This is a genomic window from Bacteroides sp. (assembly GCF_029057325.1).
Lineage (GTDB): Bacteria > Bacteroidota > Bacteroidia > Bacteroidales > Bacteroidaceae > Bacteroides.
The window spans coordinates 1-23329 of sequence record NZ_JAICZW010000148.1; the positions used below are offsets into that span (position 1 = coordinate 1).

Genomic DNA, 23329 nt, shown 5'->3' on the forward strand with positions numbered 1-23329 from the left:
CAAAGCCCGGGCTTGGGAAAGTCTGGGCTTTGAACATAAAAAAAGAGGATATGCCAGTTTTGACACACCCTCTTTTTTCGTGGAGCGTATGAGACTCGAACTCATCACCTCGACACTGCCAGTGTCGCGCTCTAGCCAGATGAGCTAACGCCCCGTTGCTAACGTTTGCAAGATTACTCGCATTTTGATGGTGCAAATATAATGCATATTTCTGAAATAATTGCTATGTTTGCGAAAGATTTTGAAAAAAAAGTAGAGTATGCTGATATATAATACCACTTATCATGTAGAAGAAGGGGAAGACAAGAACTTCCTGATATGGATGCAGGAACATTATCTTCCTGAAGTTGAAAAGTATGGGACCTTGTGTGCTCCCCGCATCTCCCGCATCTTGAGTCACATAGAGGAGGGAAGCGTTTGCTATTCGGTGCAGTTTGAGGTGGAAAGCTCTGCGAAGTTGCATCGGTGGCATCAAGAGCAGGGTGCTGCGCTGAATGAAGAGTTGCTGAAGATATTTAAGGATAGAGTCGTCGGATTTCCTACGTTGATGGAGGTGATAGTGTGATACAGCCGGTCAAGGAGAAGATTATTTTGGGCATCGACCCCGGTACGACCATTATGGGGTATGGGGTCTTGCGTGTGACAGGTGTTAAGCCCGAAATGATAGCCATGGGAATCATCGACCTGCGTAAGTTCGGCGACCATTACCTGAAACTGCGCCATATCCATGAACGGGTGTTGGGTATCATAGAGAGCTATTTGCCTGACGAACTTGCCATTGAGGCCCCTTTTTTCGGAAAGAATGTGCAGTCTATGTTGAAGTTGGGGCGTGCTCAGGGGGTGGCGATGGCTGCCGCTTTGAGCAGGGACATTCCCATTACGGAGTATGCTCCGCTGAAAATAAAGATGGCGATAACCGGTAACGGACAGGCATCGAAGGAACAGGTAGCGGATATGCTGCAACGTATGTTGCGTTTTCCCAAGGAGGATATGCCGACTTTCATGGATGCCACGGACGGGTTGGCGGCGGCTTACTGTCACTTCTTGCAGATGGGGCGTCCTGCGGTGGAGAAGGGTTATCACGGTTGGAAAGACTTTATTGCCAAGAATCCCGATAAGGTGAAGGGGAGTGTAAAATGAAATGTTTAATGTCTAAATAGTACTTAAAGAAAGTATCATGAAATTGAATGAACTAGCCATTATTGGAATGGCCGCAACAACTGCCATCAGTTGCACACCGGCGAAAAACGAGTATGCTTCGTATGAACTTTACCCGGTTCGTTCGGGTAGCCTGACGGAGATGGAATATACGCCTGCCGCCACGCTGTTTACGGTATGGGCACCTACGGCGGATGAGGTGCGCTTGATGTTGTTTGAGGAAGGTGACGGAGGTCACGCTTACGAGACGGTATCCATGACACAGGCAGAGGAAGGCACTTGGAAAGCAAAGGTCGAAAAAGACCTGAAAGGTAAATTCTACACCTTCAATGTGAAAATCAATGAGAAATGGATGGGTGATACACCGGGTATCAATGCCAAAGCGGTGGGAGTGAACGGCAAGCGTGCCGCCATCATCGACATGCGGGAGACTGACCCCGAAGGATGGGCGGAGGACAAGCGCCCGGCATTGGCCTCACCGGCAGATGTCATTCTTTACGAGATGCATCACCGTGACTTCTCCATCCATTCGTCATCTGACATCAAGCATAAAGGCAAGTTCCTGGCGATGACGGAGCAGGGTACGGTTAATCCGGACGGACTATCCACCGGTATCGACCACCTGAAAGAACTGGGCGTGACCCACGTACACATTCTTCCTTCCTATGACTATGCATCGGTAGATGAAAGCAAGTTGGACGAGAACAAATATAACTGGGGCTACGACCCGCAGAATTACAATGTGCCGGACGGCTCCTACTCCACCGACCCTTACAAGCCCGAAGTGCGCATCCGCGAGTTCAAGCAGATGGTGCAGGCGCTGCATAAGGCGGGCATCCGTGTGGTGTTGGACGTGGTGTATAACCATACTTTCAACACTGCCGACAGCAATTTCGAACGCACCGCTCCCGGCTATTTCTATCGCCGGAAGCCGGACGGGACGTATGCGGACGCTTCGGCATGCGGCAATGAAACAGCCAGCAACCGCCCCATGATGCGTAAATACATGATAGAATCGGTTTTATACTGGATGAATGAGTATCATATCGACGGCTTCCGTTTCGACCTGATGGGTATCCATGACATTGAGACGATGAACGAAATCCGCAAGGCCACGGCGGCGGTTGACCCCACTGTCTTCATTTACGGTGAAGGTTGGGCGGCTCAGGCTCCGCAGCTGCCAGAAGATTCGTTGGCGATGAAGGCAAATGTGTATAAGATGCCGGGGATTGCCGCTTTTTCTGACGAGATGCGTGATGCCTTGCGTGGTCCGTTCAATGACAATCATCAAGGAGCTTTCCTTGCCGGGCTTCCGGGAGGAGAAGAGAGCATCAAGTTTGGTATCGTAGGGGCGGTCAAGCATCCGCAAGTCAATAATGATTCTGTGAATTACAGCAAGGCTCCTTGGGCGGAACAGCCTACACAGATGATTAGCTATGTTTCCTGCCACGACGATATGTGTCTGGTGGATAGGCTGAGAGCCAGTGTGCCGGGCATCACCCCCGAAGAACTGGCAAAGCTCGACAAGCTGGCACAGACGGCTGTGTTCACCTCGCAGGGAGTGCCTTTTATCTATGCCGGCGAAGAGGTGATGCGCGACAAGAAGGGAGTGCACAACAGCTATAACAGTCCCGATTCCATCAATGCCATCGACTGGCGGCGCAAGACGGAACATGCGGATGTGTTTGCCTACTATAAAGGGTTGATACAGCTGCGCAAGGAGCATCCGGCTTTCCGCATGGGGAATGCGGAGTTGGTACGCAAGCATTTGGAGTTCCTTCCGGTTGAGGGAAGCAATGTGGTCGCTTACCGTCTGAAGGAAAATGCCAACGGAGATGCTTGGGAAGATATTATTGTAGTCCTGAATGCCCGTAAGGAATTTGTCAAACTGACGGTTCCCGAAGGCAAATACACGGTAGTTGCCCGTGACGGCTTTATCAACAGACAAGGACTGGGCATGCTGTATGGCCCTGAAATTGTTGTTCCGGCACAATCGGCGCTGATTATGTATAAATGACGAACGTTTGAATCGTCTTTTTTAGAATTGTTGTATCTTTGTGCCGTCAACTAAGTAGATAATATACACAATGATACAGCAACAGACCATACACATAGCGGGGGGCGTAGTACGCAACCCGCTTGTTCGTTTGGCGGCACCCGTCACACTTGATTTCCAAGCAGGAGAGCACATCGCCCTTGTAGGGCCGAATGGAGCAGGGAAGAGCCTGCTGGTGGATATGCTGACGGGGAAATATCCGTTGAGAGAGGGGGAACTCACCTACGATTTCGCTCCCTCCGCCACAACAACCCTCTATGACAACATCAAGTACATCGCTTTCCGCGATACATACGGCTCTGCCGATGCCAATTATTACTACCAGCAGCGTTGGAATGCCCACGATCAGGAAGATACTCCCGCAGTGCGCGAGATGCTGGGAGAAGCGGCAGATGGCGCTTTGAAGCGGCGGCTGTTTGAATTGTTCGACATTGAGCCGATGTTGGATAAGAAAATCATTCTTCTCAGCAGTGGCGAGCTACGCAAATTCCAGTTGGTGAAGACATTGCTCACGTCTCCCCGTATTCTAATCATGGATAATCCTTTCATCGGATTGGATGCTCCGACCCGGGAACTTCTTTTCCGGCTGTTGGAAGAGCTGACCCGTATGGATGCTTTGCAGCTTGTGCTTGTCCTTTCCATGCTGGATGATATACCCTCTTTCATTACTCATGTGGTGCCTGTCGATAAAAGGACGGTGGGACGCAAGATGGAGCGTGAAGTCTATCTGGAGGCTTTCCGTCGGGCGGATGTCACTTCCTGCATGGACGAGCTGCGACAGCGCATCCTTGATTTGCCCTACGAGCATGCGAACTATGTTTCGGAAGAGGTGGTGAAGCTCCGTAAAGTCAGCATCCGTTATGGGGAACGCACCATTCTGAAAGAACTGGATTGGACGGTGAAGCGTGGCGAGAAATGGGCGTTGAGCGGTGAGAACGGTTCGGGGAAATCTACTTTGCTCAGCCTGGTATGTGCCGACAATCCGCAGTCTTATGCCTGCGACATCAGCCTGTTCGGCAGGAAACGTGGCAGCGGGGAGAGCATTTGGGAGATTAAGAAGCATATCGGCTACGTCAGTCCTGAAATGCACCGTGCCTATCTGAAGAACCTGCCTGCCATTGAGATTGTCGCCTCCGGTCTGCACGACAGCATCGGCTTGTATAAGCGGCCTCATCTTGAGCAGCTGGCGGTCTGCGAGTGGTGGATGGACATTTTCGGCATTGCCGCCTTGAAGGACAAGCCTTTCTTGCAGCTTTCCAGCGGCGAACAGCGTCTGGCTCTGCTGGCGCGTGCTTTTGTGAAAGATCCCGAACTGCTGATTCTGGACGAACCGCTTCACGGGCTCGACACCTACAACCGCCGCCGGGTGAAGCAGATTATCGAGGCGTTCTGTCAGCGGAAAGACAAGACGATGATTATGGTGACTCATTATGAGGAGGAATTGCCGGATGTGATTACGAATCGGATCTATCTGAAGCGGAACAAGTAAACGGAATTGTGTATAAGGCCTCAAATCTTGTATGAATGAAACACGGAATTCTTTATATATCGCTTTTGCTTTTCTTGCTGGTTTCCTGTGAAAAGCAACGGGCGGCATCAGTGCCTGTGCAACCCGACTCCATCAGGGTGGCTCAGATGTTCTATCAGAAGCTGGGGACAGCATCCTCCTTGGATAGCGCGGAGAGGTATGCTGACTCGGCATGCTGTTATCTTTCGGATAAAAAAGAGGTGAAAGCGAGGGTAAAGTATGCCATTGCACGTCGTTGCATGGACGGGGGCGAGTTTGAACGGGCTTTGGCTCATTTCAGAACTATCGGTGAGGGAACAGATGCCTGGTTGCAGGAGGAGCTATGTACGGCGATGCCTGAAGCATACGCCGGTATGGAACGTTATTCGGACGCTATCCGTTGTTTGGATTCCATACGCGATTGCCGGACATCCCGTTCTGTCATACCGCATTATTGCTTGGCTAAGGGAAACTTGTTTGCTATGACAGGGCAGACCGATTCTGCCGTTCGTTATTATGAATTTGCTGTCAGTTCGTTGAACCGGTGGGTGGCGGGCGTAGCTGCACGTAGGTTGGAAGCCCTTTATGCTTCGCATGGCAAAGACAGCTTATCCTACAGCATGGCGTTGAAAGCGGACAAGTTGCTAAGGAGTGAAATCCAGAAAGAAGAATATGCGGAAGGCAGGGAAAATTACGAACGGGAGAAAATGCAGAATGAGCTGAACAGGTTGCGGATAGACAAGCAACGGCAGGAAATCATACTATTGTCGTTAGGACTTGGAGTGGTCTTGATAGTTTTTGCTTTCTATTTTGCCTGGCAACGTAGGAAACGCATGACCGACCGGTTGCTGTTGCAGGAGAAGACGGTCCGGCTGGAACAGACACAACAACTGCTGGCGCAGGCAAAGGAGCTGACCCGCTTGCGTGAGAAGGAGTCGGAGTTGCGTGAGTCGTTGTTCCGCCGTATGAAGTCTTTCCATAAGATTCCTTCTTTGGAAGACGGACCGGAAGAGCAGGGAGATTCTCTCCGTATTGCTCTGTCTGATGAAGAGTGGGAAGACATCCGGTTGACGATAGACAAGAGTTACGATAACTTTACGCAACGGCTGCGACAGCATTTCCCGGCTTTGTCGGAGAAAGAGATAAACTTCTGCTGCCTGGTGAAGATTGGGGTCAGCATCAAGGACCTTTCCGATATATATTGCATCAGCCGTACTTCCGTCAGCCGCAAAAAACAACGGGTGAAAAGAGATAAGTTGGGATTGACGGCTGAAGACGAGACATTGGATTCTTTTCTGCAACATTTTTAATGCCCGGTATGCGATTGTCTATGTCGGTACTTCATTATTTCTTGCTTATATACCTGTAAATTAATGGAATGACATCCATTTGGCTTTCTCGCTTTGTCTATCGGAAAAGTTGTGGCTTTGAGTGCTCTTCTCTAATTTTGCGGTTATATTACTAATCTATAAAACAAGAAGAACATGAAAAACAAGAAACTGATGAAAGGCTTTTCCTTATTGATGGGAATCGCTTTGTTGGCAGGTTGCAGTGGTGCGGATAGAAAGAAGGCTTTGAACGGACAGCCGGTGGTAGGATCGGTCCGGGTTGTAAATGGTGATTCGCTATGGACTTGCGACTTTTCGGCATTGAAGGATACGATTGTGCTGCTTTTGAGCGACATTGCAGAAGATTTGCAGGTGGTGAAGTTGGATGGCAGTGACGAGGCGTTGGTGCCGACAAGCAATGTGTTGATTTCTGAACATTATATATTGGTTTATGGCAGACAACAGACTCCCTTTAAGCTGTTTGACAAGTCAGGTAAATTCCTTGCCAATGTAGGTTCTTTCGGGCAGGGACCGGGGGAGTATCAGTTGGTGTATGACGCGCAGATTGACGAGTCGGCAGGCCGCGTTTATATCTTGCCCTGGAATGCGAAAGCACTGCTTGCCTATAATATGGAGGGGCAATATACGGAAAGCATTCCTTTGCCGACTTTGGTTCCGAAAGGCAAGTTCAAGGTGGATAGCCGGAATTCAACGTTGTCGGTATTCATTCTTCCTTTCAACCATTTGCCTTACGTGGCATGGCGTCAGGACCTCCAAGGAAATCTGCTTGATACCATTCCCGGACGTCACCTGGCGGTACATCCGGATTTCAGCAACGAAGTGTTCAGCAACAAGGTGGGCGGAACGTTCGATGTATCTCTGTTCACTTTCTTTGAACTTCGTCCCGATACGCTTTATCACATGGAGGAGGGCCGTCTGCATCCGCGTTTCACGATGGACTTCGGGGGAAAAGATATTCCCATTCATTCGTATCAAGAGCTTCCGCATCAGTTTGTTGGCGATGTGATGGTGAAGAAGCAGGTTAGCGAGTACACCTACACTACAGAAGCGCCTTCCTATTTCATCATGGACAAGAAGACATTGAAGGGAAGTTTCTACAAGTTCGTGAACGATTATTTGGGAAATATGCCTGCCTATCTTTCCGCCAGCAGCGGCTACTATACGCTCAATATGGAGCCCGGCACGCTGAAGGAGGTGTTGGAGAAGCGTCTGGAACAGAAAACAGACCTTTCCGCAAAAGAGCGTGAACGCTTGCGGAAGTTGGCGGATAGTATTCAGGAGAATGACAATAACTATATCTTGTATGCAAAATTGAGGTAAGCTATGCAAAATGTTTGGGTTTGGGCTTTAATGGTGTGCCTTTTTTCATCGGCTTGTAAGCGGAAAGTGGAAAAGGAGTTGCCGGTTGCTGATACGTTGTCCGTGGTGGCAGAACCTGTACACCCGGCGGAACCGCCGTTGATGCCGGGAAGCGTTACTTTGACTGAGGATGATTTTGGTCCTCTTGTCGAATTGTCCGGTCAGCAGAAGGTCATGGATGAGGATGGACCGTTGTTCAAACTCTCTGAACCGGAAGTGCAGATAAATGAGGGATGCTTCCTGTTTCAGAATCGCCCTTCCGTTCAAACAAGCAAATCATTGTGGCTGCACCGGATACACTCTATTCGGTAGATAACATCCGGGGAGGAAAGGCGCTTTTCCATACGGTGTTGCAGGGAGATTCGACCGTAACGAAGCAGATTTATAACTTCTCTTTCAGCAAGAAGCATAAAGGGTGGGCGGCCTATATTGGCGATTTCCTGATGTCGCCTTCGGGCAACCGCATTGTTTATGCCTACAAGTATTTCCATAAGTTGGTGCTGATGGACAAGGAAGCGAAGGTCGTTCGTGACATAGCTTTTGAAGACCCGAGCGTGGATGCAAAAGATGACCAAAAGGCGTTGGGACCGGATAATGTGACTTATTATTGGGGAGCTTCTGCTACAGACCGCTATTTCTTTTTGGTTTATAGTGGACGCACTCCTTTGCAAGTGAGCCGGGAGAATGGGAAAGGTGATGGTTACATTTTTGTAGAGCAATTGGATAAAATAGAGGGAAACTAACATTTTTTAGACCAATAATTCCGATAAAAAGAACAGAAAGATTTAATTTTGCGCGTTCAAAAAAACTTTATGAATGATGCTGCTAATGGATGTTTTGCAAGGTGTGATAGACCTTGATACAAAGGTGCTTTTGTTTTTTAACGGGATGTACAATACCTATTTCGATTATTTTATGAGCGCGTACAGCGGCAAGTGGGTTTGGATTCCGATGTATGCCGCCATCTTATATGTGATGCTGCGCAACTTCTCGTGGAAGGTGGCCCTTGGTTGTGCGTTGTCGGTTGCTTTGGTCGTTCTCTTTGCCGACCAGGTGTGTGACGCTCTGATACGTCCATACGTGGAGCGGATGCGTCCGTCCAACCTGAACAACCCCATTTCGGAGTTGGTGCACATCGTCAATAATCGTCGCGGAGGACGATACGGATTTCCATCGTGCCATGCGGCAAACTCCTTCGGTCTGGCGTTTTTCCTTTTCTTTCTGTTCCGCAAGCGGTGGCTCACCGTTTTCATGATGGCTTGGGCATTGCTGACATGCTATTCGCGTGTCTATCTCGGCATGCACTATCCGGGCGACCTGTTGGTAGGTGGCCTCGTAGGGGCTACAGGCGCCTGGCTGGTTTACCGCTTGTTCGTGAAAGTCAGCGGATATAAGCGGGTGGAACATGTCAATCGCATCTATGCCCCCATATTGGTAGGTGCGCTGACTGTCGTAGGAATACTGGTCTATGCCGGGGTGATGGTGCTTTAAAGTTGCCTGCTCACCGTCACCAGCCCCTCCCGTGGCCTGCGGCTGAGCCGCGATGTGCTGCTTTGCGTGGCCGAATAGAGTGTATAGGCATACTCCTTCTTATTGAACAGGTTGTTGAGCCGGGCTTCCAATCGCCATTTCTTTGTCTTATAGACAAGGGAGGCGTCGGCAAGCAGGGTGGTGAGGTGCGTGTGTGCGTCCAGTTCGTTGCGGTAGTGTTCGCCGGAGAGGCGGAGGTCCAGGCGGCCGATGCCGAACGTCAGGTGCAGGCGTTGCACGATGTCCGACAACGGGGTGAGCCGGGTATCGTTGCCGATTTTGCTGCCGCCATATCCTAAGGTGGCATGGTATTCCGCTTCAAAGCCCGCTACGGGCGACCAGATGAGTTTGGGCTCCGCTTGCAGGTGGTCGTGGCGGTAGGTTTGCAGCAGGCTGTTGGTCAGTTGCTTGCCCGTGCTGCGGCTCAGGGTGAGATTCAGCGAAGTTTTCAGGTGCCAGTCGTAGAAGCCTTTGGAGAAGTTGCTTTTGAAGTTCCAGTTTTGGCTGTGGTTGGGCTGCAGGCGGCGGGTGTAGCTGACGGTTCCTTCCGAAAGGCACTGCTCCATCAGGGTGTTCCGGCGGGTGTGGCTGTAGGTCAGCGAGGCGGTGATGAAGAACTCCTGAACCGTGTTTTTATATTCCCCATAGAGGTTGTAGGTCTGCTGCGTGGCGATGGGGAAGAGTCCGTTGCCGTTTCGCCAGGTGCGGTAGTCGGTGCGGTATGGGGCGGGGTAGAGGTCGGTGAGGTCGCCTGCCGAACGCTTCAGGTTGCCGTAGCAAGAGAATTTCCAGTGATAGTCCGGCTGGAAGCGCAGGTAGAGCGAGGGGGTGAAGAAGAGGAACGAACGCTGCTGCGAGAAGTAACGCTGTGCCTTCAGTGGCAGAGAGAGGTTGCCCATCCATCGGCCGCGCTCTAGTTGGAAGTAGGGGGTGAGGTAGAGGGCGAGGTAGGAGGCGTTGAAGTCGGCGGGTTGTTTCAGTGTGGCACGTTCTCCTTGCACGCCCGCCTTGTATTGGTGGGTGAAGCCGTTGTGTTTTTTCAGGTAGGTTGCGCTGTTGTCGGTGTAGAGGCTGTGTTGCTCGAACCGGCTTTTGCCCTCTTCGAGCAGGAGCGATGCGGGCCGGTAGGCATAGCGGACGGTGGAAAGGAGTTCCCACGTGCCGCTTTCCCCGTTTCGGAGGAGGTGGAAGTGGTTGCCGGCGCTCAGTTGCGAGGTTTGCAGGGTCTGGCCTAACTCTTCCGAACAGCCACGCCCGGTTTCTCCCTCTACCTTGAATCGGTTGGCCAGATAGTTGCGGGCGTTGTTTTGCTCGTAGTGCAGTTCCAGGTTGGCGGCATCCGTGGTCAGGCGGTAGTGATAGGTCTCGTCCATCAGCAGGGTGTCTGTCGGTTGGTAATAGAGTTGGGTGTTCCGGCGTTGCTGGCCGATGTGGTCGTGGGTATATCCGGCTTGCAGGCGCAGGGTCTGTTCCTCTTTCCATTTGTACATCCGGTTTCCGTTCAGCGTATGCGTGTGGTTGAATAGCAGGCGCTTTTTGTCCAGCGGGGCACTGATGCCGGGTTGTGTGAGGAAGGCGGGGAGGGGGACGGACAACCCGTTGTTGGCGGTCAGCATCTGTTGCTCCGTGCTGAGGTCTTTGCCGCAGTTGTTCGTCTTGTAGCTGTAGATGCTCTGTTTCCCTTTGCCCAATTGCAGGGCGTTCAGGCCGCTTTCCCACAGCCATGGGGCGTCGTTGTCGCTTCTTCCGATGCCTGCCGTGGCGTTCACTATCCATTGGTCGCGTGCTTTCGGGTCCAGCTTCAGGTTCAGCGCCACTTCATCGGAGTTGATTTTGTCTTTCAGGGCTTTCACCGATTGGTAGTTCTCCATGATTTCCGCCGTCTTCACGGCTTTGGCGCTCAGGTTGTTGTTCACCTGGTTATACCGTCCGCCCGTCACGTCCATGCCCTCCACCAGGAAGTGGTCGATGGGCTTGCCCTTGTACTTCACCTGCCCGCTCTCCTCCACGTCCACGCCGGGCAGCCGTTTCAGCACGTCCTTGATGTGCACGTCTTTGGAGGAGGCGAATTGCGCGAGGTCGTATCGCACGGTGTCCTTGCGCCCCTGCACCCGTCCGCCCCGTATCTGCACCTCTTTCAGGACGATGGACGCAGTGTGCAGTCCGAAGTCCTGCCTCCCGGCAGACGCTACGTTGCGTATTTCCCGTTTGTAGCCCAGCAGCGAGGCGCTGAGTTGCAGGGTGTCGCCGTTGTGTCTCCACGGCAACGAGTAGTGTCCTTTGCTGTCGGTCAGGGCGTAATCTATCGTTTTCTGCCCGCGCATCACGCAGAGCATGACGGCTTCCAGCGGCTGGCGGCTTTCGGCGTCGGTGACGGTGCCGCTCAGGGTTTGGGCAGATAGCGGGCGGCATACGGTTGCCAGCAGGCAGCAGGCTGCGAAGAAGAGGATGTAGCCCGTTGCGGTGTGTGTATGAAGGGTGGTTTTCATTGGAATCTCTTTTTGAGTGTGTGGGCAAGATACCTTTTTCCGTGCCCGGTACAGGCAGGTGAAGAGGTCTGATAACTCCGTAGGAAAGGTAGTCTTTCCCCGTTTGTAAAGTTGTCTTTCCTTGCTTATAAAGTTTATCTCAGCTGCTGAGATATACATCCCGGCTGCTGAGATATACATCTCGCGTGCTGAGATGTATATCTCGCGCCGCGAGATGAAGTTTTTCTATAGTGTTTCCCTGTTTTATCTACGGGGAGATGCTGTTTCATCTCCCTGCTTAAACGGTTTCATGACCGTTGTCTGTGGAGGATGGCCTATTCTCTTTCTATCGGATTGTGCGGAATCCCTCTCGGCCGCATCTTGTTTCCGTTGCCGTCCGTCACGGTCATATTTACGCCCGGCTGGCCGTTGATGAAGCCCACGGGGTCGTCGTAGTAGCGTTCGTGTACCTTGCGGTATTGCTTGCGGCTGACCAGTTCGTAGTTTTTCAGGCGGAGGGTCATCGGTTGCGGGGTGCGGCTCAGCTCGATGCCGTTGGCGGTGAAGCGGTAGTGTCCCTCGCTGTCGGTGGCTTTCAGGATGAGGCCGGGCAGTCCGCCCAACTTCCAGGGACCTTCGCTGAGGGCGATTTCGTCGGTGAACCATGCCGTCCAGTGCCGTCCCCGGAAGTCGCATTCCGCCTTCCGGCACGCCATGCCCATCAGGCTGTCGGTCTCTTCGGTCAGTTCCCAGCGGGGGAACTCCAGCTTCTCTTCGTAGCGGATGCGGTTGAAGCCTGCCACAGAGTTCTGCGAGGTGACCTGTCCGGCGGGGAAACCCTTGCAGGTGATTTCGGTCATGCGCGAGGTGGCATACTGGTTCAGATGCCGGTTGATGGTCTCTTGCGAGGCTTTGTTGGCGAGGTCGGCGTTATAGACGGAATCGCAGATGTATTTGCTGTAGCTGTAGAACTTCGACACGCCGCTTCCCACCTCCAGTATCATGGTCTCTTCCAGCGGCTTCTCCTTCTTGGCGGTGTCCAGGTAGAAGACGGTTTCGTACTGCACGCGCAGTTGCAGGGTGCCGATGGTGTCTTGCTTCACATGTCCCTCGGGCATGAACACATTGAACTGGGCTTGTGCGGCGGGCGGCATCAGCAGTGCCGTCAGGCAGAGGGATAAAATCTTTCTTGTAGTCATAACGATTCAGTTTTTAGGGGTTTGTTACGGCTGCAAAGCTATCCGGTTTCTGTTTGTGCCGGGGAAGAAAGTTATTACTGAAATGTTACTCCGTCGGAAAAAGAACGCCTTGCGCGTACCTATTGAAGGCGAAACCATTACCTTTGTGGCAAAGAAACCGGAAAGGAAGTATGGAACAACGAATCAAAATAATCTGGATAGTCTCCCTCGCCTCCATGATGCTGATTGTGGCAGGGCAGGGGTATTGGCTGTGGAACCAGTGCCAATACCGCAACGAAGAACTGGTGAAGGAGGTGCGCGCCCGTGTGCTGGAAGCCGCTGCGCTGAATGACTCCGTGCGCAATCTGCATCCGAAGAAGATATTTACAGATTCCGTCTCCGTCGCTTGGGGAACCAACAGCAATCGGAATGCGGTGGTTGATTCGCTCGGAAATGAAAAGGTGGTCTATTCTTACGGCCTGTATGCCCGGGTGCGGCTTCGGAAGGCAGAGGTGTCGGAGGATACCGCCTCTCCGCTACTCTACAAAGACTCCATCTGCTTCCACACGAAGGAAGAGTTGGGATGGTCTTTCGAGAAGGAGATGCAGAAGTACAAGCTCCAGGTGGACGTGCCCTTCACGTTGCAGCGGTTCGACTCCGTGCTGGCGGTCAAGCTGCCCGGCGTCTCTTTCGATACGCAGTTCTGCACTCCGAGGGACTCGCTCTTCGTGACGGTGGATTCGGTGGCGCTGGCAGGCTCCCGTCTGCGTCCGGTGGTGGAGGTTATCTATCCCTATAACCCTTTGGGCTGGCAGCAGGTGCGGGTGACGGTTCGTCCGCCGTTGCCGATGCTGCTGCTCCGCATGGGTGGGCAATTGCTGGGCAGCTTCCTGCTGATTCTGTTGCTGGCATTCTGCCTGCTGTTCCAGGTAAAGACCATCCTGAAGCAACGCCGCATTGACGAGCTGCGGAAGAACTTTGTCAACACCATGATACACGAACTGAAACGACCGGTGCAGACCTTGAAGATGTGTGTCGCCTTCCTCAACGACAAGTCTCTGCGGACAGACGGGCAGGCGATGGACGAAGTGATACACGACTCCCTCTCCGAACTTGACAACCTCTCCGCCTATCTCTCGAAGCTCCGCGACATGACCCGTGCCGACGAGGAGCACATCCGGCTCTCTGTCTGCACCTTCGACATCCGGCAGACGGTGGAGGAGCTTATCCGCCTCTATCGTGCGCCCGAAGGCAAGGAGCTCTCGTTTGAAACCCGTTTCGGCGAAGCCACTTCGGTGACTGCCGACCCCGTACACCTCTCCAACATCGTCAGCAACCTGATAGAAAATGCCGTGAAGTACTCCGGTCCTTCGGTACACATTGTTGTGGAGTGCCTTTCCTCTCCTCATCAATTCATCCTCCGTGTCTCCGACAACGGCATCGGCATCCCCGCCTCCGAACAGGGCAAGGTATTTGATAAGTTCTATCGAGGCACCTGGCTGCCCGACTCCTCCCTGCCCGGCATCGGCCTCGGACTGAGCTACGTCAAGCTGCTTGTGGAAGCCCATCATGGCACCGTCTCCCTGAGCAGTCAAACGGGGAAAGGCACCATCGTAGAAATCAACCTCCCGCAATAATCTTTCAATTTTTAATTCTCAATTTAATCAAGATGCTCAAGATTCTTTTCGCCGACGACGACCTCAAGTACTCCATGCTCTTGAAACGCTTTCTTGAAAAAGAAGGGTACGAAGTGACCTACGCCGGAAACGGCGCCATCGCCCTCGAACAGTTTCCCCTTGTCAAGCCCGACCTGGTGTTGCTCGACATCAACATGCCCGGCTTCAACGGATTTGAGGTAGCCGAACGCATCCGCGAGACCGACAGGCGTGTCCTCATCTTCTTCCTCTCCGACCGCAGCGACAAGGCCGACCGCCTGCAAGGCTTCCGGCTCAAAGCCAACGACTACCTTGCCAAGCCCTTCTATCCCGAGGAGCTGATAGCCCGCATCCGCGAGCGCTTCGCCTCGCAACTTTCCGACACGGTGGAAGAGGAGATCTACCGCTTCGGACAGTCTGTCTTCAACTACAGCACGAACGAAATCCGTACGGGGAACAACAAAGTGCTCATCACTTCCCGCCAGGCGGACATCCTTCGCCTGCTTGCCCGGCATCCGAACTGCGCCGTAGTGCGGGATGTGCTGCTGGAAGCCGTCTGGGGCACCTCTTCCTACGCCAACTCCCTTGCCCTGAACGTACAGATGACCTACCTACGCAAAGCCTTGAAGAACGACCCGACGGTGCGGATTGAGTCGCTGATGAAGAAGGGGTATGTGCTGGTGGGTTAATAGATTAGTCGGAACTCCGCCCATACCGGCAGATGGTCGCTGTATCCTGCCTGATACTTCATACCGTAGTAGGTGCGGAAAGGAATTTTCCCACCATACTTCTTGTCTTCTGTCAGTAGAAAAGGTGCACGGAACACATCGGCTTTCGTTTCGTCCGTATAAAGCGGAGATGATTTTTGCAGGAGGCCGCCCGATACGATGAGGTGGTCCAGAAGTCCCCATTCTTCCCGGTATTTGTAGCTTCCGTACTCCTTACGGTCGGCTGCTTTTCCCGCTAACAGGTGATAGAGTCGTTTTGTGTGGATTGAATCGGTTTGGATAGGCGGTCGCTCCGCTTGCAGTACTTGCCGCACCGATTTGTTGTTAGGATAATCGTTGAAGTCTCCCATCAAGATGATTTGCGGATGTTGCCGTAATTGGAGCAGGCTGTCTATGGCGGCCTTCGCTATACGGGCGGCGTGCATCCGATAGGGTTCAGACTCCTTCTCACCTCCCGAACGGGAAGGGAAGTGGGCTACAAATACATCCAATGTGTCTTTGTTCAGTAGCAGTCCGCTGACGTGCAGGATGTCCCGCGTAGGGCGGTCTTTCTTTCTAAGTTGGGTGACGGGAAGGCTTTGATGGGCGATGGGTTTGAATTGGCTGCGTTGATAGAGCAGTGCCACATCGATGCCGCGTTCATCGGGCGATTGGGTCATCAGGTAGCGGTAATCGGCTTCGCGCAGGGCGGAATAACGGATAAGGTCGCGCAAGACACTGTCGTTCTCCACCTCGCACAAGGCAACGAGTGCAGGCGGTGTCCAGCCGCCGACGGCGATGATGACACGGGCGATGTTGTCCAGTTTCTTCTTGTATTTGAAGTAGTTCCAATGGCGGATGGCATCAGGCAGGAATTCTTGGTCGTTCTTCAGGCTGTCGTGTCGGGTGTCGAACAGGTTTTCCACGTTGTAGCTCATGATGCGGAAGGTGAGCGTGTCTTTTCCCTCTTGCCCGTACAAATAGAGGTACGGGCAGAGGAATAAGACAATGGGTAAGATGTTCTTTATCGGATTTCTTGACATCCTGCGTTCTTTTATTGTTTGGCAGGAATATGCTTCAGAATATCCAGCAGGTGGTTCCAGAACTTCTCTACCGTGGGGATAAGCATCCGTTCATCGGGCGAGTGAACACCTTGCAGCGTAGGACCGAAGGAAATCATATCCAGCGAAGGATACTTGTCGAGGAACAAGCCGCACTCCAGTCCGGCATGGATGGCTTTCACCTTGGCTTCCACCCCGAACAGGCGTTTGTAGGACTCAACCGCCACTTCCAGAATCTCTGAATGCGGATTGGGTTTCCAGCCGGGATAACCATCACCGAAGGAGACGCTGGCACCGCCCATCTCGAAGACCGTGCGCACCATGTTGGCGATGTCTTGCTTGGAAGAAGCGGTGGAACTGCGTTGGCTCGTCTCAATACGGATGATGTGGTTGGGTTTCATCTTGACCGAAGCCAGGTTGGTGGAAGTCTCTACCAGTCCCGGAATGTCTTGGCTCATGGCATATACGCCGTGCGGAGCGGCATAGATGGTTTGCAGCAGACGCTTGGTGGTATCGCGGTCGATGGCTGTGGGGCGTGCGTTTTCCGATTCGAGCACGAACTGCAGGTCGGGGTCAACCACGGCATATTCGGCTTCCACTTCGGCGGCAAAGACATTCAGGTCGGCGCGCAGGGCGTGTTTGTCGGCTTCGGGGATGGCGATGACGGCGTGGGCTTCGCGGGCGATGGCGTTGCGCAGGTTGCCGCCGTCAATCTCGCAAAGGTAGAGGTCGTACTTCTTGGAAGCCAGACTCAGGAAGCGGTTCAGCAGTTTGTTGGCATTGCCGCGTCCCAGGTGGATGTCGCCGCCGGAGTGACCGCCCTTCAAGCCCTTCACCTGCACCTTGCAGAAGAAGTGGCCTGCCGGCACTTCCACTTCTTTATAAGTGAACTCGGCTACGGAATCGATGCCGCCAGCACAACCGATGAAGAGTTCGCCCTCGTCTTCGGAGTCGAGGTTCAGCAGGATGTCTCCGTTCATGAAACCCTCTTTCAGGGCAAAGGCGCCGGTCAGTCCGGTCTCTTCGTCCACGGTGAAGAGGCATTCGATGGGACCGTGTTCGATGGTTTCATCCGTCAGTACGGCAAGTTCGGTAGCCATGCCGATGCCGTTGTCGGCACCCAAGGTTGTGCCTTTGGCTTTCAGCCATTCGCCGTCTATCTCGGTTTCGATGGGGTCGGTCAGGAAGTCGTGCTTCACGTCGTTGTTCTTTTCGCACACCATGTCGATATGTGATTGTAGGACGACGGTCTTGCGGTTTTCCATGCCCGGTGTGGCGGGTTTCTTTATCAGTACGTTTCCGGCTTCATCCACCTTCGTTTCCAATTGATGTTTTTCTCCGAACGCTTTCAGGTAAGCGATGATTTTCTCTTCCTTCTTGGAAGGGCGCGGCACTTGACAGATTTCCTCGAAGTAGTGGAACACGCCGGCTGGTTTCAAGTCTTTTTTCTCCATAATTATTTCAGTTTGCGGCTGTCCTGTGTGTATCGGCACAGCCTATGTTTCTTAATTGTAAATTGTCATTTGTCTATTAAACGGGCTCTTCTTTTGCTAAAGATGGTTAAATGAATTGGCTATTTCATACCCCTTTCTTTTTTTTTAGAGCAAAAAAGGTGGGTTAGTCCAACCAAAGCCCTATATTTGCACCCACAAAAATAGTAAAAACGCTATTTTCATGTAACAAAATTAGTGGAAATGCTTGAGACAATACTGATAACTTTGTTAATTGTTGCTATTTGCATTGTTTTATTAGGTGTAAAGGTCTTTTTTGTGAAGGACGGTAAGTTTCCTAACAGCCACGTCAGCGGCAATAAGGCAATGCGCGATAGAGGTATCGGTTGTGTGCAGTCGCAGGACAGGGAGGCGCAACGCAAACCCCGCTTTTCCATCAATGAACTTGAAAAGGCCTTGAATGATGGTATGAATTAAATTTTAAAAAACAATACTTATCAATTATGAAGAGATTAAACTACCTCATGAACGGTTTGGCAGCTCTCGCGGTAATCGTTCTATTTGCTCAATGTGCTGGTAATAATGACAAACAGGCTGCAAATGCCCCTGCTCATGCCGGTGGATTATTGGAGATGAAGATTGCTTTTGTTGAAATAGATACGCTTTTGGCAAAATACAATTTCTGCGTGGATTTGAATGAAGCTATGGTGAAGAAGAGCGAGAACGTGCGTCTGACCATCAACCAGAAGGCTACCGAACTGGAGAAACAGAAACAGGAGTTCCAGACTAAATACCAGAACAATGCGTTCCTTTCTCCAGAAAGAGCGCAGCAAGAGTACAACCGTATTGCCAAGCTGGAACAAGACCTGCAGAACCTGAGCAACAAGTTGCAGTCGGAGTTGATGAGCGAGAACGAAAAGAACAGCCTGCAGCTGCGCGACTCCATCAACGCTTTCCTGAAAGAGTATAACAAGACCAAAGGCTACAGCATGATTATCAGCAATACCGGTTTCGACAACCTGCTTTATGCTGACAGCGTTTACAACATCACCCGTGAGATTCTGGATGGTTTGAACGCAAGATACTCTGCTCCGGTGAAGAAATAATAGGATTACACATATAAAGATATACAAAAGGGGCGGTTCGGGATATTCCGGACCGCCCCTTTCGTATGAGGTTAGGCTTTCAACGATTCGATGGTCTGTCGGACTCGCTTTTCGGTGGTGACGTTACGGTTGTATTCATCGATGGTCACCGTTCCTCCCATCGAAACGCATTCGTTGTGATGAATCATTTGGCTGGCAACGCTCTCCCTTGCCGAGAAGTGGAACTCGCGGATGCCGGTTTCAGCGGCAATGCGTGCGATGTTGTTCTCGTTCACGCCACATCCTGCCAATAGGATGATGCGTCCGGCTGCCTGTTCTTGCAATTCTTTCAGCAGGGGGATACCCTGTTCGGCTGTGGGCTGTTGTCCGGAGGTGAGGATGCGGTGGCAGCCCAGGCTGATTATGTCCTCCAATGCCTGCTTTGGATTGCGGCAGACATCGAAAGCGCGGTGGAAGGTGACGGACATGCCTTGCGAGGCCTCCATCAGCTGTCTCATCAGCGGGATGTCGATGTCGCCTTCTGCCGTGAGGCATCCGAAGACTACGCCGTCAGCCTTCAGCCGGCGGGCATTGGCGATGTCTTGCAGCATGATGCGTTGTTCAAGGGGCGAATAGAGGAAATCGCCTCCGCGTGGGCGAATGATGACATGCAGTTTGGTTTCCTTCAATACTTCCCGCGCAACGGTGATATCTCCGTAGGAAGGGGTGGTTCCACCTTCGGGAATGCCGGCGCACAATTCTACGCGGTCGGCTCCTCCGGCTTGTGCGGCGATGCAACTCTCTACGGAGTTGGCGCACACTTCAAATAGATATTTCTCCATAACATATTCATTTTATATCTGTTGTACAAAAATAAGAAAAGGGTGAATAAGATTCACCCTTTTCTCTACATTATTTTAGTTTTATGGCTTATTTGGCATAGCTTACCGCACGCGTCTCGCGGATGACGGTAATCTTCACCTGTCCCGGATAGGTCATCTCGTCTTGAATCTTCTTGGCGATTTCACCGGAGAGGCTTTCTGTCTGCTTGTCGTCAATCTTGTCGGCACCGACAATGACGCGCAGCTCGCGACCGGCCTGGATGGCGTAGGTCTTCGTCACGCCCGGGTAGGACATGGCAAGCTGTTCAAGGTCGTTCAGGCGTTTGATGTAAGCTTCCACAATCTCGCGGCGTGCTCCCGGACGGGCACCTGAGATGGCGTCGCACACCTGTACGATGGGAGCCAGCAGGCTGCTCATCTCCACTTCGTCGTGGTGGGCACCGATGGCGTTGCAGATATCCGGTTTCTCTTTGAACTTCTCGGCCAGCTTCATGCCGTAGAGTGCGTGCGGCAATTCCGGTTCCTCGTCGGGCACCTTGCCTATATCGTGCAGCAGTCCGGCACGTTTCGCCTTCTTGGGGTTCAATCCCAGTTCGGATGCCATGACGGCGCAGAGATTGGCCGTCTCGCGGGCGTGCTGCAACAGGTTCTGGCCGTAGGAGGAGCGGTATTTCATCTTACCGATGATGCGAATCAGTTCGGGGTGCAAGCCGTGGATACCCAGGTCGATGGTGGTGCGCTTACCGGTTTCGATGATTTCCTCTTCCACTTGTTTGCGCACTTTGGCCACCACCTCTTCGATGCGTGCGGGGTGGATGCGTCCGTCCGTTACCAACTGGTGCAATGCCAGACGAGCTATTTCGCGGCGAACCGGGTCGAATGCCGACAATACGATGGCTTCCGGTGTGTCGTCCACCACGATTTCCACGCCGGTAGCTGCCTCCAATGCGCGGATGTTGCGTCCTTCACGACCGATGATGCGGCCTTTGATTTCGTCCGATTCGATGTGGAATACGGTGACGGAGTTTTCGATGGCTGTTTCCGTAGCCACCCGTTGGATGCTCTGTATCACGATGCGCTTTGCCTCTTTGCTTGCCGTCAGCTTGGCATCATCCATGATGTCGTTGATGTAGGATTGCGCCTGCGTCTTGGCTTCTTCCTTCAAGGATTCCACCATCCGTTCCTTGGCTTCTTCGGCAGAGAGTCCGGAGATGGCTTCCAGTTTTTCTATCTCCTGGCGTTGCATCTGGTCCAGTTCTTCTTTCTTCTTATCGACGATCACCAGTTGTGCCTCCAAGTTCTCTTTCACGGCTTCAGCTTCCATCTTCTTGCGTTGTACCTCTTCCTGGCGTTGGTTCAGTACCAGTTCGCGCTGTTTCAGCTTGTTTTCCGCCTGCTGTATCTTTTGGTTGCGGATGGCCACTTCTTTTTCCAACTCTGCCTTCTTGTTCAGGAATTTTTCCTTTACTTCCACCAGTTTATTCTTCTTGATTACTTCTGCTTCCGCTTCCGCGCTTTTCAGGATGGCATCGTATTTGCCTCTCAACCCGTGTTTGAAAAACACGTACGAGGCGATTCCTCCGAGGATGAAGCATACAATTGCTACTACTATTGTAACTGCTGTCATTTTTTTGTTTTTTTATGGTATATAATAAAAAAGCACTGCATAAAGGCCGCCTGTGGGGCAAGCTTTTGTACAGTGCGTAAATAATTCTCTTTCATGGAAGACGGAAGAAAGGCGGCTATTCTTCTTTGAAGTAAGCTTCCAATTCTTCGGTCAGTTCCTTTATTTTAGCCGTGTATGGTTCGGTATCGTTCCGCTCTTTTATCTGGAGGTTCTCCAAAGCGAATTGATAGGCTACCATTGCTATAATCCTCTCCGGAGGTACATTCTGATAATGCTCCCGATACGCCATTACATGGGTATCTACCTGTTTGGCGGCTTTCCTGACCATCTCCTCGTCCTCTCGTTCGATGGTGATGGGATAAGAAGCTCCTGCCATTTGCAGGTTTATTTTTATTTTATCGTTCATACATCTTCTGTTCTTTATTCATTCAATAAAGCGATGCATTTATCGACTTCACGCACTAATTTTGACAATCGCAGTTTCGTCTCTTTCACGTCGCTGCCGTTAAGGCTGATTGCCGTAGCTGTTTTTAGGTCCGTGTAGCTTTGTTCCAGTTCGTTATATTCGGCTTGTATCTTTTTGCATGCTTCTTCTTTGGCTTCAAGAAGTTGCTTCAGTTCGGCGTTCTCGCGCTTTAATTCATCGTGCAGATAGATTAAATGTCGCAGTCTCGCTTCAAAGGTACTTAATAGCTTCTTTTCTTCGTCCGTCATTACTACACCAAAATTGTACACAAAAATACAATTTACTTGTAAATTACAAAAGTTTTTCCATGAAAAATGTCTCTCTTTTCGCTATTTATTCTTTTGGGGAGGTTGTAAGGCTTCTTTTCTTCTGTTTTTTCTCCGGTTGCGGAAGGAGGCGGGTGGTGGAGGAGTTTGTGCCGGAAACGGTTGTGCAGTCGGATTACTATAGGTGGAAAGGAAGGAAAAGGTGCTTTCCAAAGCTTGTTAAGTCTTGAGGAAAAAATCTATAAGTCCGGTCTTAAAGTTCATCTTGCGTGCTGAGATGTATATCTCAGCGGCTGAGATGCAAATCCCGGCACGCGAGATGTATATCTCAGCACGCGAGATGAAGTTTATCTCCTGCTTCAAGTGGTTTTTCCTCCGAAGGAAACTGTTTTCCCGACGGAAGTGAAAGGTTCCCGCCACGGGTGTCTGACGGGGAGGAGGACGGTGGCTGGCGGACGGGAGGAAAGTGGCGTGCCGGATGGCGGCATGAAAAGGATGGAATAAAGTGAGATAGTTTACGAAATAATTTGGTTTATAAAATAAACCATCTATGTTTGCAGTGGAGTTCGAACCCATAGTGTGTATATATATAATAAGGTGTAACTTTAAAAGATGTGACAATGGAAGAAAGAGCATTGAACGAGAAGGAGAGTTTGGAACTCATCGCTCGGATGATACAGAACAGCAAGCGGAATCTGGAAATAGGCGGCAGGAACATTTTCCTGCTGTGGGGATGGCTGGGGGCGCTTGTTCCCCTGGTGGTGCTGGGCGCTGTGTGGAAGACAGGAAACCCGGCGTGGAACTGGTTGTGGTTTCTGATACCGCTGGTGGGATGGCCCGTGCAGCACTGGCTGACGCGAAAAGAGAGCAAGCCGGTGATTACTTATACGGACAGGGTACTGAATGTGGTGTGGCGCACGGTGGGCATTGTGGGCATGTCGGGCATCACCTGGCTTTGCCTTATTGCGAACAACATGTCGCTGATGTTGCCGGGCGTCATCCTGGTCGTGGCAATCGGGAGCGTCCTAACGGGGCATCTGATAGAAGACTGCTTTCTGGCAGGCGGCGCATACTTCTCTTTGGCGCTGGCGGTGGTGGCGTGGGCCGTTTGTCTGTCGGCGGGGCTGAGTTGGAATCTGTATTACTTTGTGTTTTCGGCCAGTTTTTTCATCATGCTGGTGATCCCGGGCTGGGCTATGAACAAGAAAAAGAAGAGAAGCTGATATGTTTAGAGAACTGAATCCTTTGCTTCACAGCGAACTGCGCCTTGCCGTGATGTCGTTGCTCATCAGCGTAGAGGAGGCCGACTTTGTCTATATCCGCCAGCAGACCGGTGCCACGGCAGGCAACCTCAGCGTGCAGATAGACAAGCTCGGCAAGGCAGGCTATGTGGAGGTGACAAAGACCTTCAAGGGCAAGATGCCCTGCACCCTTTGCCGGATTACTCCGCAGGGGGTGGATGCCTTTGAGGAGTATGTGGAGGCGTTGAAGACTTACATCATGAAGTAGGAATTCAAGAAAATAGTTGTACTTTTGCGGATAACTCCTAAAAAAAGAATACATG

General features: G+C 51.8%; 24 protein-coding genes and 1 tRNA gene. 15 read left to right on the forward strand and 10 right to left on the reverse strand.

Annotated features, from left to right (window positions below; translation table 11 throughout):
- Positions 1-80 precede the first annotated feature (80 nt).
- Positions 81-154: transfer RNA gene (locus K2G43_RS09070), tRNA-Ala, on the reverse strand.
- Positions 155-259: 105 nt separating this feature from the next.
- Between K2G43_RS09070 and K2G43_RS09075 the strand changes: the two genes are divergently transcribed.
- The 9 genes from K2G43_RS09075 (at position 260) to K2G43_RS09115 (ending at position 8920) form a co-directional block, all read left to right on the forward strand.
- Positions 260-565 (forward strand): DUF4286 family protein, encoded by a 306-nt coding sequence (locus tag K2G43_RS09075; RefSeq protein ID WP_297643607.1) that lies wholly within the window; start codon positions 260-262, stop codon positions 563-565.
- Complete coding sequence (gene ruvC, locus K2G43_RS09080; protein ID WP_297643605.1) at positions 562-1140, forward strand: crossover junction endodeoxyribonuclease RuvC; 579 nt, start codon at positions 562-564, stop codon at positions 1138-1140. The genes K2G43_RS09075 and ruvC overlap by 4 nt, the downstream gene beginning before the upstream one ends.
- Positions 1141-1177: 37 nt before the next feature.
- Positions 1178-3175 carry a type I pullulanase gene (gene pulA, locus K2G43_RS09085; protein ID WP_300154411.1) on the forward strand — a complete coding sequence of 666 codons (1998 nt, stop codon included), beginning with the start codon at positions 1178-1180 and terminating at the stop codon, positions 3173-3175.
- A gap of 70 nt (positions 3176-3245) precedes the next feature.
- Positions 3246-4703 carry an ATP-binding cassette domain-containing protein gene (locus K2G43_RS09090; protein WP_300154415.1) on the forward strand — a complete coding sequence of 486 codons (1458 nt, stop codon included), beginning with the start codon at positions 3246-3248 and terminating at the stop codon, positions 4701-4703.
- Positions 4704-4738: 35 nt separating this feature from the next.
- A complete protein-coding gene (locus K2G43_RS09095) occupies positions 4739-6031 on the forward strand; it encodes a hypothetical protein (protein WP_300154418.1) in 1293 nt (430 codons plus the stop codon).
- A 174-nt stretch (positions 6032-6205) separates the two neighbouring features.
- Entirely contained in the window at positions 6206-7390 is a 1185-nt protein-coding gene (locus K2G43_RS09100) for a 6-bladed beta-propeller (protein ID WP_300154421.1), read from the forward strand.
- 66 nt (positions 7391-7456) lie between these two features.
- Positions 7457-7741 carry a hypothetical protein gene (locus K2G43_RS09105; RefSeq protein WP_300154424.1) on the forward strand — a complete coding sequence of 95 codons (285 nt, stop codon included), beginning with the start codon at positions 7457-7459 and terminating at the stop codon, positions 7739-7741.
- Entirely contained in the window at positions 7711-8172 is a 462-nt protein-coding gene (locus K2G43_RS09110; protein ID WP_300154427.1) for a hypothetical protein, read from the forward strand. The genes K2G43_RS09105 and K2G43_RS09110 overlap by 31 nt, the downstream gene beginning before the upstream one ends.
- A gap of 73 nt (positions 8173-8245) precedes the next feature.
- Positions 8246-8920: a phosphatase PAP2 family protein gene (locus K2G43_RS09115; protein ID WP_300154430.1), complete on the forward strand. Its 675-nt coding sequence runs from the start codon at positions 8246-8248 to the stop codon at positions 8918-8920.
- Here the strand turns inward: K2G43_RS09115 and K2G43_RS09120 are convergent.
- Both K2G43_RS09120 and K2G43_RS09125 read right to left on the reverse strand, forming a co-directional pair.
- A complete protein-coding gene (locus tag K2G43_RS09120; RefSeq protein ID WP_300154433.1) occupies positions 8917-11448 on the reverse strand; it encodes a TonB-dependent receptor in 2532 nt (843 codons plus the stop codon). The genes K2G43_RS09115 and K2G43_RS09120 overlap by 4 nt on opposite strands.
- A gap of 314 nt (positions 11449-11762) precedes the next feature.
- Positions 11763-12626, reverse strand: coding sequence for a GLPGLI family protein (locus K2G43_RS09125; protein ID WP_300154436.1), 864 nt, complete (start codon positions 12624-12626; stop codon positions 11763-11765).
- Positions 12627-12796: 170 nt separating this feature from the next.
- Here K2G43_RS09125 and K2G43_RS09130 point away from each other — a divergent pair, with 170 nt between their 5' ends.
- Positions 12797-14242, forward strand: coding sequence for an ATP-binding protein (locus K2G43_RS09130; RefSeq protein WP_300154439.1), 1446 nt, complete (start codon positions 12797-12799; stop codon positions 14240-14242).
- Between the two features lie 26 nt (positions 14243-14268).
- Positions 14269-14949 carry a response regulator transcription factor gene (locus K2G43_RS09135; protein WP_300154476.1) on the forward strand — a complete coding sequence of 227 codons (681 nt, stop codon included), beginning with the start codon at positions 14269-14271 and terminating at the stop codon, positions 14947-14949.
- Here the strand turns inward: K2G43_RS09135 and K2G43_RS09140 are convergent.
- Both K2G43_RS09140 and K2G43_RS09145 read right to left on the reverse strand, forming a co-directional pair.
- Positions 14946-16010 carry an endonuclease/exonuclease/phosphatase family protein gene (locus K2G43_RS09140; protein ID WP_300154442.1) on the reverse strand — a complete coding sequence of 355 codons (1065 nt, stop codon included), beginning with the start codon at positions 16008-16010 and terminating at the stop codon, positions 14946-14948. The genes K2G43_RS09135 and K2G43_RS09140 overlap by 4 nt on opposite strands.
- 11 nt (positions 16011-16021) lie before the next feature.
- A complete protein-coding gene (locus K2G43_RS09145; RefSeq protein WP_297644776.1) occupies positions 16022-17482 on the reverse strand; it encodes an aminoacyl-histidine dipeptidase in 1461 nt (486 codons plus the stop codon).
- Between the two features lie 240 nt (positions 17483-17722).
- Here K2G43_RS09145 and K2G43_RS09150 point away from each other — a divergent pair, with 240 nt between their 5' ends.
- The gene (locus tag K2G43_RS09150; protein WP_300154445.1) at positions 17723-17956 is read left to right on the forward strand and encodes a hypothetical protein; all 234 of its coding nucleotides are present in this window, start codon (positions 17723-17725) and stop codon (positions 17954-17956) included.
- A 26-nt stretch (positions 17957-17982) separates the two neighbouring features.
- Entirely contained in the window at positions 17983-18585 is a 603-nt protein-coding gene (locus K2G43_RS09155) for an OmpH family outer membrane protein (RefSeq protein ID WP_297644124.1), read from the forward strand.
- A 71-nt stretch (positions 18586-18656) separates the two neighbouring features.
- Here K2G43_RS09155 and K2G43_RS09160 read toward each other — a convergent pair whose 3' ends face one another.
- The 5 genes from K2G43_RS09160 to K2G43_RS09180 form a co-directional block, all read right to left on the reverse strand.
- Positions 18657-19406, reverse strand: coding sequence for a copper homeostasis protein CutC (locus K2G43_RS09160; protein WP_300154449.1), 750 nt, complete (start codon positions 19404-19406; stop codon positions 18657-18659).
- Between the two features lie 88 nt (positions 19407-19494).
- Positions 19495-21033 (reverse strand): ribonuclease Y, encoded by a 1539-nt coding sequence (gene rny / locus K2G43_RS09165; protein WP_297644122.1) that lies wholly within the window; start codon positions 21031-21033, stop codon positions 19495-19497.
- A gap of 115 nt (positions 21034-21148) precedes the next feature.
- Positions 21149-21439: a cell division protein ZapA gene (locus K2G43_RS09170; RefSeq protein WP_297644121.1), complete on the reverse strand. Its 291-nt coding sequence runs from the start codon at positions 21437-21439 to the stop codon at positions 21149-21151.
- A gap of 14 nt (positions 21440-21453) precedes the next feature.
- Positions 21454-21747 (reverse strand): hypothetical protein, encoded by a 294-nt coding sequence (locus K2G43_RS09175; RefSeq protein WP_297644120.1) that lies wholly within the window; start codon positions 21745-21747, stop codon positions 21454-21456.
- A 237-nt stretch (positions 21748-21984) separates the two neighbouring features.
- Positions 21985-22341 carry a hypothetical protein gene (locus K2G43_RS09180; protein ID WP_297644119.1) on the reverse strand — a complete coding sequence of 119 codons (357 nt, stop codon included), beginning with the start codon at positions 22339-22341 and terminating at the stop codon, positions 21985-21987.
- A 44-nt stretch (positions 22342-22385) separates the two neighbouring features.
- Between K2G43_RS09180 and K2G43_RS09185 the strand changes: the two genes are divergently transcribed.
- Together K2G43_RS09185 and K2G43_RS09190 are read left to right on the forward strand one after the other, a co-directional pair.
- Positions 22386-22988 carry a hypothetical protein gene (locus tag K2G43_RS09185; RefSeq protein WP_297644118.1) on the forward strand — a complete coding sequence of 201 codons (603 nt, stop codon included), beginning with the start codon at positions 22386-22388 and terminating at the stop codon, positions 22986-22988.
- A gap of 1 nt (position 22989) precedes the next feature.
- A complete protein-coding gene (locus K2G43_RS09190; protein WP_297644117.1) occupies positions 22990-23274 on the forward strand; it encodes a transcriptional regulator in 285 nt (94 codons plus the stop codon).
- Positions 23275-23329 lie beyond the last annotated feature (55 nt).